This window comes from Pseudomonas sp. GW456-12-1-14-TSB6 (genome assembly GCF_059424205.1).
This window is the reverse complement of the sequence record NZ_JBWKZE010000015.1, coordinates 49919-62358: the sequence shown is the minus strand read 5'-3', so window position 1 is coordinate 62358 and position 12440 is coordinate 49919. Positions and strand designations below refer to the sequence as shown.

Genomic DNA, 12440 nt, shown 5'->3' with positions numbered 1-12440 from the left:
GCAGAGGGTAGTCTGCATTCAGCGAGTGTAATTATTTATCGGGAGGGTCGCAGGCAGGCATGAACTATTCATTTGCGACATTCGACTGCGAAAGCTGACCGGCTCAAGCGGCCCAAGGTGTGCCCGATTACGCTTGCCGTTCCGACCAGGCTACGAGGGTCAGGGACTTGCCGTTGTGCGGCAATTGAAAGTGTGTCTGGCCGACCTGGCAGGCAAAGGCTTCGATGAGCGACACCTGCTCGCTTTCATCCAGACCCAATTGCCCGGTACTTGGATCAACCAGCTCCAGTTGCCAGGCCATCAGGGTGAAGCAATCCTTCAGTGCTTCCAGGGCCTGTGCATGCAAATCCACGTGACCCTGCACCTGGGTGAGCAAGCCATGCAGGTGCAGGGAGAATTCGGATACCGCCTCCAGCCCCAGGGCATCGGCCTTGTTCGCCAGCTTGAGGAGGGTGCTGAGCATGCAGTCGATGGCGTCCTTGTCATTGCTGATCAGCTGCAGATGGCTGAGGCATTCTTCAGACTTGGCCAGGAGCGTTTCAGCCTCGACAAGGAATTCGGGGAACCGCTGCGCCCATTCACTACGGTCGTTCGGCATGCTTATCTCCACCACGTCATGTCTGATGAGGGAATGCCGTGTGTGTCGACGATCATGAACCGTCGCGAGACCGCGCCCCGGTGTGCATTGGCACAGACCTGGGGTTTCAAGAGGATGTGTTTCCACTGAACTGCGATCGCACACAATAGCCTGACTCCGTTCATGCAATGAGAATGGCGTCACATTAATGGCTATTGGATATCGCGAATATCAGGTTAGGCCTGATTGTTCCTAGGGGATTCCCTTAGGCACGGGAACCTGTGGCGCAAATCAGGGTCGCGCCGAAGAGAATGTAGCAGATGATTTCTGCGGAGCCAGTAAAGCATGATGTTAATGTGACATCAATGCCTGTTCATGGCATTTTGTTGGCGATTTTTGACGGGATCAAGATCCGCCAGATTCAGCCGATAACCCCCAATAGTGAATTCATCAGAACAAGCCCAGGAGTCATTGATGGCCGGCATTCTCGACACGGTAGACCAACGCACGCAACTGGTGGGTGAGAATCGCCTGGAAATTCTCATGTTTCGACTGGCGGGACGCCAATTGTTCGCGATCAACGTGTTCAAGGTTCAGGAAGTCCTGCAGTTGCCGAAACTGACCCTGATGCCCCAGCGTCACCCGTTTGTCTGCGGTGTGGTCAATCTGCGCGGCCAGACGCTGCCGGTGATCGACCTGTCCCAGGCGATCGGCATGCGCCCGCTGGTGCCAGGCCCGAACAGCACGATCATCGTCACCGAGTACAACCGTTCGGTGCAGGCGTTCCTCGTCGGTGGCGTGGATCGCATCGTCAACATGAACTGGGAAGCCATTCTGCCGCCACCGACCAGCGCCGGTCGTCAGCATTATCTGACGGCCATCAGCAAGGTCGACGATCAACTGGTGGAGATCATCGACGTCGAGAAAGTCCTCGCCGAAATCGTGCCGTACAACGCCAAGGTTTCGCGCGACAAACTGGACGATCCGGTGCTGGAACGCGCCCGTGGCCGCGAAGTATTGCTGGTGGACGACTCCAACGTGGCGCTCTCGCAATTGCGCGACACCCTCGGCCAGTTGGGCGTGAAGATGCACATCGCCAGCGACGGCCTGAAAGCCCTGAACATGCTCAAGGCCTGGGCGGACACCGGGGTGAACATGACCGACAAACTGCTGATGGTGTTCACCGACGCCGAAATGCCGGAAATGGACGGCTATCGCCTGACCACCGAAATCCGCAACGACCCGCGCCTGCGTGGCCTGTATGTGGTGCTGCACACTTCGCTGTCCGGCAGCTTTAACGATTCGATGGTGAAGAAGGTCGGGTGCGACAATTTCCTCTCCAAGTTCCAGCCGGACAAATTGGTCGACGTGGTGCGCCAGCGTCTGATGCTCGACGAAGTACCGGCCTGATCAACCTGTCGAGGCTGACCTCGCGTCAGCCTTTGATTCGCTGACAAAGCTCGTATAGGGTGGCGTTTTTGACCCACCAGGGAGCTGGCCATGCTGCGTCTGAGCGCGCTTTATCGTTACCCGTTGAAATCCGCCAAGGGCGAGGTCCTGCAAGGGATCGGCCTGGACAAACTGGGGCTTGAGGGTGACCGACGCTGGATGCTGGTGGATGAGGCCAGCGGGCGGTTCCTGACCCTGCGTGCCGAAGCGAAAATGAGCCAGCTCTCGGCGCTGTGGAACGCCAGCGGTGGCCTGACGCTCAGCGCGCCGGGGCATTCGGCAATCGATGTTGCCTTGCCCGGCAGCGACGACAACCTGCGTGGCGTGACCATCTGGCGTGACACCCTGCGTGTGCCGGATGCCGGTGAAGAGGCGGCCCGCTGGGTCAGCGATTTCATTGGCAAACCGACGCGCCTGGTGCAAGTGCCGCTGGATCGCGCCCGGACGACTCAGGCCGGGTACGGCAATGACGACGATCAAGTGGCATTCGCCGACGGCTTTCCACTGCTGCTGATTGGTGAGGCATCGCTGCAACACCTGTCGCAGGCGGTCGGGCGTCCGCTGGAAATGCTGCGGTTCCGGCCGAATCTGGTGATCGAAGGCAGTGATGCTTACGCCGAGGATGGCTGGAAGCGGATTCGAATCGGCGATGTCGAGTTCCGCGTGGTCAAGTCCTGCTCACGCTGCATTCTCACCACGATCGATCCGCAGACCGGTGAGCGCAGCGCTGACCGCGAACCACTGGCGACCCTGCAGAAGACCCGTGCCCAGGCCGACGGCGCGATGTTCGGCCAGAACCTGGTCAACGACAGCAACGGTCGACTCGAAGTTGGCATGCCGGTGGAAATCCTCGAATAACCCGCCCTGAAACGAAAAATGCCCGTGTCCTTGGACACGGGCATTTTTCATGACCGCAGGAAACCGGGGTTTCAGCCGCGGTATTCGCACAGGTAAGCGGTGTCGACGGCCACTTTCAGCTGGAACTTGCTGTTGGCTGGCACATTGAACTGGCTGCCCGCGGCGAAAGTTTCCCAGTCGCTGCTGTCCGGCAGTTTGACGGTCAAGGCGCCCGAAACCACGTGCATGATTTCACGCTGGCTGGTGCCGAATTCGTATTCGCCCGGGGCCATGACGCCGATGGTCGCAGGGCCTTCAGCGGTGCCAAAAGCGATCGACTTGACGGTGCCGTCGAAGTACTCGTTGACTTTAAACATGGGCGATTCCTCTCGAAAAGGGCTTAAAAGGGTCAAAAAGGGGCGGCCAGTATGCACAAGGCTCCGGGCGTCGTCATCTGTCTAGAGTGGCAATACCAGTGGCAACAGGCGTGCGGTATTGCGCGCATCCTCCAGTGCCCGGTGTTGTTGACCGCTGAATTGCATCCCCGCCAGTTGCAACGCGCCATTGAGGCCCAGAGGCCGTTCGAGGCGCCGGGCCTTGGCAAAGCGCTGTTTGAGGTTCATGTGCGGCACCCGGCTCAGGGCGCTGTCGAGTTGCAGGCGCTGCCATTCCTGAAGCAACTGCTTGCGGTCGTAATCGCCCCAGCTGGCCCAGCCTTCAAGGCGCGTCTGGTGCTGACCGAGCCAGCGCTCGAACGCAGGCCACACTTCGCTCAACGGCTGCGCCGCGTCGATGTTGGCCTGGGTGATGTGCGTGAGTTCGCGGCAAAAGGGCGTCAACAAGGGGCGCCGCGTCGGTTTGACGAAGCGCTGAAAGTGATCCTGCTCGCGACCGGCGCGATCAACCAGGGTCGCGCCGATCTCGATGATCTCCATTTCCGTAACCGGCCAGCCACCCTCATCGGTGGTGGCTTCCAGATCTATGACCAGCCAATGGGGCATCGCAGGGTTCCTGATTTCCGCGTCCTGATTATTCAGAGCGTAGTCAAACCTTGCGGATGCGCGCGGCGACTACTCGACCTGCAACAGAACCTGACGATTTTTTACCTGATCGCCGACCTTGACCTGCACCCGCTTGAGCACGCCGTCGATGCCGGCCTTGAGCGGATGCTCCATTTTCATCGCTTCCAGCACAACCAGCAGTTGGCCCTTGCTGACCGGGCTGCCTTCGCTGACGAGCACATCGATGATGGCGCCATCCATCGGCGCTTTCAACGTGCCGGAACTGACGCTGGTCTGACTGTCGATCACCGCTTGAGTTCGGTCCACCAGATGCAGGCTGCCGGGGTGGGTGAACAGCCAGAGCTGGTCGTCGCGCAGGCGACAGGCATGGCGCTGACGCAGGCCATCGATTTCCAGTGTCACGGCCCCGGCGGTGTGCTCGACCAGCGTGAGTTTGATGACACGTTCGGCGACCTGCACTTCAAACGTGTTGTCCGGTCTGGCGCGCAGTTGCACGTTCCATTCGCGGGCGTCGAGGCCGATGCGATAGAGCAACGGCGCGCCGGCGTTGTTGCGCCATCCGGACAACAGGGCGCGATGTTGTTGCGCGGCGGATTGGTAAAAAATCACCGCCGCGATGGCCAGCTCTTCGGCACTGGGCGAATAGGCGTGCAGGCAATCGTGATCGGCGAAATGTTGAGGGATGAAGCCAGTGCCGAACTCACCGCTGATGAATTGCGGATGCTGCAAAAGGCTGGCGAGCAAGCGCTGATTGCTCTGCACGCCAAGCAACACGCTGTCCTGCACGGCGCGCAGCAGTTTGCGCCGTGCCTCTTCACGGGTCGCGCCGTGGGCGATCAGTTTGCCGAGCATCGGGTCGTAGAACGGTGAAATCGACTGTCCTTCGATCAGGCCGTGATCGACCCGCGCGCCGCGATCCAGTGCCGGCGCCCAGGCTTCGACACGCCCGGTCTGCGGCAGAAAACCCTGGGCCGGGTCTTCGGCGTAGAGGCGCACTTCCATCGCGTGGCCATCGAGTTTCACCTGCGCCTGGGTCAGTGGCAAAGGCTGCCCCTCGGCGACTGCCAGTTGCCACGCGACCAGATCCAGCCCGGTAATCAACTCCGTCACCGGGTGCTCGACCTGCAACCGGGTGTTCATCTCCAGAAAGTAGAACCGGCCATCGGTATCAAGCAAAAACTCCACGGTGCCGGCACCTACGTAGTTCACCGCACGCCCGGCCTTGAGTGCCGCTTCTCCCATCGCCTGGCGCAGTTCTTCGGTCATCACCGGGCACGGCGCTTCTTCGATGACTTTCTGGTGGCGACGCTGTATCGAACAGTCGCGCTCGCCGAGGTAGATCAGGTTGCCGTGATGGTCGCCGAACAGCTGCACCTCGACATGTCGCGGCTCGATCAACGCCTGTTCGAGGATCAGTTCATCACTGCCGAAACCGTTCAATGCTTCCGAACGGGAGGTGCGCAATTGCGCTGGCAATTCCTCGACGCTGTGCACCAGACGCATGCCGCGCCCGCCACCGCCGGCGCTGGCCTTGATCATCAACGGGTAACCGATGCGTTCGGCTTCGCGGGTCAGCGTCACGTCGTCCTGCTCGGCGCCTTGATAGCCGGCGATGCAGGGGACGCCGGCGGCGAGCATGGCGATTTTCGACTGTCGTTTGCTGCCCATCAGTTCGATGGCTTCGACGCTGGGGCCGATGAAGGTCAGGCCGGCCTGTTCGCAGGCGCGGGCGAATTCGGCATTTTCCGAGAGAAAACCGTAGCCCGGATGGATGGCGTCGGCGCCGCTGCGCCGGGCGGCGTCGAGAATGGCCGGGATGTTCAGGTAGGACTGCTGCACGGGTGCCGGGCCGATGTTCACGGCCTCGTCCGCCATTTGGACATGCAGTGCGTCAGCGTCGGCATCGCTGAAAACGGCGACGGTGCGATAACCGAGGGCCTGGGCAGTGCGCTGGATGCGGCAGGCGATTTCACCGCGGTTGGCGATCAGGATTTTGTGGAGGGCTGGCATGATAATTTTCCTGAGTTTTTGGCGGTGAATGGAAGGGCCTCATCGCGGGCTTGCTCCGGGCGGCGTTCCGACGAAGCTTTCAGGAGGCCCACCTCGGTTTGCGTTTTTGCACAAACGCCATCGTGCCTTCTATGCCTTCGGCGCCGGTCACCGCTGCGCTGAACCACTGCGCGGCTTCGTCCAGCAATTCACTCGACGGCTGGCCGGCGCTGGCCAGCAGCAGTTTTTTCGTCACAGCATTCGCCTCGGGGGCACAACACAAGACATGATCGAGCACTTCATCCAGTCGCTCGGCGAGCGCCTGTGGATCCTGTTCGACAAAATGCACCAGCCCCAGACGCCGGGCCTGATGGCCGTCGAAGCGGGCGGCGGTCAGGGCCAGGCGTCGGGTCTCGGTCAGGCCGATGCGCTGCACCACAAACGGTGCGATCTGCGCCGGCAGCAGGCCGAGGCTGGTTTCCGGCAAACCGAATTGCGCTTGATGATCGGCGATGGCGATATCGCTGACACACGCCAGGCCGAAGCCGCCCCCGAGCACCGCGCCTTGTAGCACCGTGATCAGCACTTGCGGTGCGTGCTGTGCTTCTTCCAGCAACGACCCGAAGACTCGGTTCAATTCGCGATAGGCATCTCTGCCCTGAGCGCGGGCGTTGGCCATGTCCTTGATGTCAGCGCCGGCGCAGAAATGCCCGCCGGCGCCGCTGAGCACCAGCGCGCGAATACTGCGGTCATCGCGCACGTTGGCCAGTACCGCGCGCAACTCGCCGACCATTTGCAGGCTCATGGCGTTGCGGCTGTCCGGGCGATTGAGGGTGATGTGCAACACGCCGTTGTGCCGCTCCAGCAGCAGCGTCTGGCAATCGGGCAGGGCGCTCATTTCTTTTTCCCCGGCAGGATGCCCATCAGTTTGCAGATGATCCCCAGCATGATTTCGTCGGCGCCGCCGCCAATCGATACCAGCCGCACATCGCGGTAGGCGCGGGCTACCGGGTTGTCCCACATGAAGCCCATGCCGCCCCAGTATTGCAGGCAACTGTCGCTGACTTCACGGCCGAGACGCCCGGCCTTAAGCTTGGCCATCGAAGCCAGTCGGGTGACGTCCTGGCCTTTGACGTATTGCTCGGTGGCCTGATAGACCAGCGCCCGCAGGCATTCGATTTCGGTCTGCAATTCGGCGAGGCGGAAGTGGATCACCTGGTTGTCGATCAGCGCGTTGCCGAAGGTTTTGCGTTCCTTGCAGTACTCGATGGTGCTGTCGACGCAGTATTCCAGGCCCTTGATCATGTTGGCCGCGCCGAACAGGCGTTCCTCCTGGAACTGCAGCATCTGCATCATGAACCCGGCGCCTTCATGGCCGATGCGATTGCGCTGGGGCACGCGCACGTTGTCGAAAAACACCTGAGCGGTTTCCGAGCTGCGCATGCCGAGCTTGTCCAGATGCGAACTGAGGCTGATGCCCGGCGTGTTCATCGGCACCATGATCAGCGATTTGTTGATATGCGGCTTGTCGTCCGATGTGTTGGCCAGCAGGCAGATGAAGTCGGCGCTCGGCGAGTTGGTGATCCACATTTTGCTGCCGTTGATCACATAGTCGTCGCCATCCTTGCGCGCGGTGGTCTTGAGCCCGGCGACATCGGAGCCGGCGCCGACTTCCGAGACGCCGATGCAACCGACCTGCTCGCCGGTGATCGCCGGACGCAGGAATTCTTCGCGCAACTCATCGGAGCCGAAGCGGGCGAGGGCGGGGGTGCACATGTCGGTTTGTACGCCGATCGACATCGGAATGCCGCCGCAGTGGATGGTGCCGAACTCTTCGGCGGCGACGATCGAATAGCTGTAATCCAGGCCCATGCCGCCGAATTTTTCCGGCTTGGAAATCCCCAGCAGACCGAGGTTGCCGGCCTTGCGGAAAATCTCGTGGATCGGAAAGCGCCCGGCCTTTTCCCATTCATCGACGTGGGGGTTGATCTCGTGCTCGACGAACTGGCGGACGGTACGGCGCAGCGCTTCGTGTTCCGGGGTGAAGATCATTTTTATTGTTCTCCTTTAAACCGTGGCGATCAGAACCGGCTGACGCCGAAGCTGTTGGGTTGCAACGTGCGGATGTCGGCTTCGTGGCAGATGTCCAGCAGGTAACCGAGCAGGGTGCGGGTGTCGCGCGGGTCGATCAGCCCGTCGTCCCACAGGTTGGCGCTGCCGTAGAGGGCGGTGGACTGGCTGTCGAGTTTCTGCGCGGTGACCTGCTCCAGCATGTCGAGCATTTTCGGATCGGGCACCAGACCGTCCTTGAGCTGTTTGGCTTCGGTGACGATGCGCAACACCTTGCCGGCCTGGGCGCCGCCCATCACGGCGGTGCGGCTGTTGGGCCAGGCGAAGATGAAGCGTGGATCGAGCCCGCGTCCGCACATCGCGTAGTTGCCTGCGCCGTAGGAGCCGCCGACCACAATCGTCAGTTTCGGCACCCGCGCATTGGCCACGGCCTGGATCAGTTTCGAGCCGTGCTTGATCACGCCGTGCTGTTCCGATTCGGTGCCGACCATGAACCCGGTGGTGTTGTGGAAAAACAGCAGCGGCGTCTGGCTCTGATCACACAGTTGAATGAACTGCGCCGCCTTGCTCGCACCATTGGGCGTGATCGGGCCGTTGTTGCCGATGAAGCCGCAGGCGCGACCCTGAATCTTCAGGTGGCCACAGACGGTCTGCTGATCGAACTCGCCCTTGAACTCCAGGAAGCGCGACTCATCGGCGATCCGCGCAATGATTTCGCGCACGTCGTAGGGTTTTTTCGGGTCGTCCGGGATCAGCCCGAGCAGTTCGTCGATGGGGTACAGCGGCTCCTTGAATGGCGGCTCGGGCAGCCACGGCAGTTGCTCGTTCCAGTTCAGCAGGCTGACGATTTCCCGCACCTGACGCACGCCGTCGGCGTCGTTTTCGGCCAGGTATTCGGCGGTGCCGGCGACTTGCGCGTGCATCTCGGCGCCGCCCAGTTCTTCGTCGGTGGCGACTTCACCGGTCGCCGCTTTAAGCAATGGGGGACCGGCGAGAAACAGCTTGGCCTTGCCGCGCACCACCACCACGTAATCCGACAGCCCCGGCTGATAGGCACCGCCGGCGGTGGCCGAGCCGTGCACCACAGTGATCTGCGGCAAACCCATGGCCGACATCCGCGCCTGATTGGCAAAGCTGCGTGCGCCTTCGACGAAAATTTCTGCCGCGTAATTGAGGTTGGCGCCGCCACTTTCGGCGAGGGTGATGACCGGCAGTTTGTTTTCCTGGGCGATCTGTTGCAGACGCAGGGATTTTTTCAGGCCCGACGGGGAAATCGTCCCGCCCTTGATCGCACTGTTGTTCGCCACGATCAAGGCGCGCACGCCGGACACGTAACCGATGCCGGCGATCAAGCCGCCACCGGCGGAGCTGCCGTCCTTGTCGTCGTGCAGTTTGTAGCCGGCCAGGCTCGCCAGTTCGAGGAACGGCGCGCCGGGGTCGAGCAACAGATTCAGACGTTCACGGGGCAGCAGTTGCCCGCGCTTGTCGAATTTCGGTTTGGCCTCGGCCGCCTTGTTCAGCAGGTTCTGTTCGAGTTGCTGGACTTGCTCGATGGCGGTGAGCATCGCTGCGCGGTTGCGGGCGAAGGCTTCGCTGTGTGGGTCGAGTCGGGATTGAATGACCGGCATGGCTTACTCCTTGTCCTTCAAGACATCCGGCATGTAAGCCCGGTGAAAACCGTTGAAGGATTCGCTGTGGGTCGCCTTGTGCAACGGCCACGCACGACTGCCCAGACTGGCCGCGCCGTCGATGCGCAAGGTGCTGCCGCTGATGAACACGGCAGCCGGGCTGAGCAGAAACACGATCGCCGCGCTGACTTCCGATTCGGTGCCGATGCGCTTGAGCGGCACGTGTTCGCGCAAGGTCGGGATCACCGCTTTGAACGCGCCTTCGTAGGTGTCCATGCCGCTGGAAGCGATCCACCCCGGGGCTACCGCATTCACTCGAACGCCGGCATAACCCCATTCGAACGCCGCTGTTTTGGTGAAGTTGTCCATGCCCGAACGCGCGGCGCCGGAGTGGCCCATGCCGGGCATGCCGCCCCACATGTCGGCGAGCATGTTGACGATGTTGCCGCCGTGTTTGCTCATCGACTGGTTGAACACTTCCCGGGCCATCAGGAAACCGCCGACCAGATTGGTGCGCAGTACGGTTTCGAAGCCTTTCTGATTGATCGAGGCCAGGGGCGACGGGTACTGGCCGCCGGCATTGTTGACCAGCCCGTGGATCGGGCCGTGTTCGCGGATCAGTTCGCTGACCAGTGTCTTCACCGCTTCTTCGTCACGAATATCGCAGGCCTTCCAGTGGGCGCGACCGCCGTCCTCGGCAATCTCGGCGGCGACGGTTTGCAGCTTTTCCGGCTTGCGACCGACCAGCACCACGTTGGCCCCGAGCGCCGCGAGTTCATGGGCGGTGCAACGCCCGATGCCACTGCCGCCGCCGGTGACGATGACGGTCTGACCGCTGAACAGATCAGCCCTGAAAATCGATTCGAACGCCATGGTGCCAATCCTCTAGTCGAACTGTTCGGCGATGCTCTGCGGCACCGGGATCTGGATTTCCAGTAGTTGTTGGGCGAAGGCCTTGCCTTGCGGGTCGATGCGCAGGCTCGCCACGCCACCACCACCGAGGGCGTTTTCCAGCAGAAAGTTGAGGCTGTGGGTGCCCGGCAGATACCAGCGCTCGACCCGGCCGTGAATCGGGTCGAGGACATGGCTCATCCAGTCCACGACCACCGCCGGGGTCAGCGCTTCGGCGATCCACGGAAGGTATTCGGGACGGCGCGGCATGACGCCAATATTGCTGTGATTGCCCTTGTCGCCGGAGCGCGCCACCGCCAGCTTCACCAGTGGCACACTCGCGTCGGCGCGGCCCTGGGGTTTGGGCGTTTCGTGGGGCAGGGGCAGATCCTGACTGTCGAGGGCGGCGGGGACGGGCAGGGCGAGCGGGTGAGATTCGCCGGCGATGTCGATCTGCAAGGTGCAGGCGCTTTTGTCGATCAGGAACGAGAACAGCCGGATCAGCGGATACACCGTCGGCCGCCCGCCGACGATACCGGTGAGGCCCGGCGCCATGCCGGTGGCGGCCTGGGCGATCTCCCGGGAGAACAGGATCAAGGCTTGTTTGTTCGGGTGGCGCACGGCGAGTTTGATCACCACTTCGCGGCTGTCCCGACGCTGGCCGTGAGGACCGTAGGTGGCTTCGCTGCCGAGCAGTTCGACGTGGGTTTCGGTGTAGGGACCGAGGCCTTTCTGTTCGAGCATTTCCGAGGTCTTGTCGAGGATCGCCTGGCTGACGCGCCGGGCTTTCTCCACGGCATCGATGCCGGCGATCAGGCAACTGGCGGTGCAACGGAATCCGTCCGGGTACGTTGCGCTGACCTTGTATTGGTCGCTGGGCGGCAAGCCTTTGGCACCGTGGACCCGGACGGCGTTCTTGCCTTGTTGCTGGAGTTTGACCTGGCTGAAATCGCAGACCACATCGGGCAACAGATAAGCCCGCGGATCACCGATTTCGTAGAGCATCTGCTCGCCGACAGTCAGCGGCGTGACCAGCCCGCCGGAGCCTTCGGGTTTGCTGACGATGAACTGACCGTCGGCGCTGACCTCGACGATCGGGAAACCGATGTGTTCGTAATCCGGGACGTCGCGCCAGTCGGTGAAATTACCGCCGGTGCACTGCGCGCCACATTCGATGATGTGCCCGGCCAGGGCGGCTTGCGCGAGTTTGTCGTAGTCGTGCCACGACCAGTCGAATTCATGCACCAGCGCGGCGCTGACCACTGCGCTGTCGACCACCCGGCCGGTGATGACGATGTCGGCGCCCAGGCGCAGTGCTTCGACAATGCCCGGCGCGCCGAGGTAAGCGTTGGTCGACACGCACATCGGCGGCAGCGGGGCGCCGCTGAACATTTCCGTAATGCCTTGGGAGGCGAGGTGTTTGAAGTGGGGTTGCAGGTCATCGCCCGACAGCACGGCGATTTTCAACGATACGCCGGCCTTGTCGCAGGCCGCTTGCAGCGCGGCGGCACAGGCCTTTGGATTGACCCCGCCGGCATTGCTGATAACGCGAATGTTCTGTTCGGCCAGTTGCGGCAGCAGGGGCGCGAGGACTTCGATGAAATCACCGGCGAACCCGGCCTGCGGATCCTTCATGCGGGCGCCGGCCATGATCGACATGGTGATTTCGGCGAGGTAGTCGAAGACCAGATAATCCAGCTGTCCTGCGGCCACGAGCTGCGCGGCGGCGGTCGAGGTGTCTCCCCAGAATGCGCTGGCGCATCCGATGCGAACCGTGGTGGGCATTTTGATCTCCGACTCAGCAACCTGTGACAGAAGTGCATCGAGGCTACCAAGCAAGCGCTTGGTTTGTAAACAGCTGAAATTATCTTCTGCCCAAGCGCTTGCTTGGTCACCGCCGGCGGCTTAAATTGCCCGCGCAACCCCGCCGTTTCTGCGGCGTACGGCGCATTTGACTGATCGACTGTAGGAGAGAAC

The 12440-nt window shown here is 61.8% G+C and carries 11 protein-coding genes; 2 read left to right on the top strand and 9 right to left on the bottom strand.

Going from position 1 to position 12440, the window contains the following annotated elements; translation table 11 throughout:
• Nucleotides 1-127 precede the first annotated feature (127 nt).
• On the bottom strand, nucleotides 128-598 hold the full coding sequence (locus AC07Y2_RS15805; RefSeq protein ID WP_039770405.1) for a hypothetical protein: 471 nt from the start codon (nucleotides 596-598) through the stop codon (nucleotides 128-130).
• A 453-nt stretch (nucleotides 599-1051) separates the two neighbouring features.
• Here AC07Y2_RS15805 and AC07Y2_RS15800 point away from each other — a divergent pair, with 453 nt between their 5' ends.
• A complete protein-coding gene (locus AC07Y2_RS15800) occupies nucleotides 1052-1987 on the top strand; it encodes a chemotaxis protein CheV (RefSeq protein ID WP_003226705.1) in 936 nt (311 codons plus the stop codon).
• Nucleotides 1988-2077: 90 nt separating this feature from the next.
• Nucleotides 2078-2884, top strand: coding sequence for an MOSC domain-containing protein (locus AC07Y2_RS15795; protein ID WP_103386337.1), 807 nt, complete (start codon nucleotides 2078-2080; stop codon nucleotides 2882-2884).
• A 71-nt stretch (nucleotides 2885-2955) separates the two neighbouring features.
• Here the strand turns inward: AC07Y2_RS15795 and ppnP are convergent, their stop codons facing one another.
• From ppnP to AC07Y2_RS15755, 8 genes are all read right to left on the bottom strand, one after another.
• Nucleotides 2956-3240 (bottom strand): pyrimidine/purine nucleoside phosphorylase, encoded by a 285-nt coding sequence (gene ppnP, locus AC07Y2_RS15790; protein ID WP_007940055.1) that lies wholly within the window; start codon nucleotides 3238-3240, stop codon nucleotides 2956-2958.
• Between the two features lie 81 nt (nucleotides 3241-3321).
• Nucleotides 3322-3864 carry a 3'-5' exonuclease gene (locus tag AC07Y2_RS15785; protein ID WP_039770400.1) on the bottom strand — a complete coding sequence of 181 codons (543 nt, stop codon included), beginning with the start codon at nucleotides 3862-3864 and terminating at the stop codon, nucleotides 3322-3324.
• Nucleotides 3865-3933: 69 nt separating this feature from the next.
• Nucleotides 3934-5895, bottom strand: coding sequence for an acetyl/propionyl/methylcrotonyl-CoA carboxylase subunit alpha (locus tag AC07Y2_RS15780; RefSeq protein ID WP_103386336.1), 1962 nt, complete (start codon nucleotides 5893-5895; stop codon nucleotides 3934-3936).
• A 79-nt stretch (nucleotides 5896-5974) separates the two neighbouring features.
• Nucleotides 5975-6772, bottom strand: a complete 798-nt coding sequence (locus AC07Y2_RS15775; RefSeq protein ID WP_103386335.1) for an enoyl-CoA hydratase/isomerase family protein — start codon at nucleotides 6770-6772, stop codon at nucleotides 5975-5977.
• Complete coding sequence (gene atuD / locus AC07Y2_RS15770) at nucleotides 6769-7926, bottom strand: citronellyl-CoA dehydrogenase (protein WP_103386334.1); 1158 nt, start codon at nucleotides 7924-7926, stop codon at nucleotides 6769-6771. The genes AC07Y2_RS15775 and atuD overlap by 4 nt, the downstream gene beginning before the upstream one ends.
• Nucleotides 7927-7955: 29 nt before the next feature.
• Complete coding sequence (atuC, locus tag AC07Y2_RS15765; RefSeq protein WP_103386333.1) at nucleotides 7956-9572, bottom strand: geranyl-CoA carboxylase subunit beta; 1617 nt, start codon at nucleotides 9570-9572, stop codon at nucleotides 7956-7958.
• 3 nt (nucleotides 9573-9575) lie between these two features.
• Nucleotides 9576-10445, bottom strand: coding sequence for an SDR family oxidoreductase (locus tag AC07Y2_RS15760; RefSeq protein ID WP_103386332.1), 870 nt, complete (start codon nucleotides 10443-10445; stop codon nucleotides 9576-9578).
• A 12-nt stretch (nucleotides 10446-10457) separates the two neighbouring features.
• Entirely contained in the window at nucleotides 10458-12248 is a 1791-nt protein-coding gene (locus AC07Y2_RS15755) for an acyclic terpene utilization AtuA family protein (RefSeq protein WP_103386331.1), read from the bottom strand.
• Nucleotides 12249-12440: the final 192 nt, after the last annotated feature.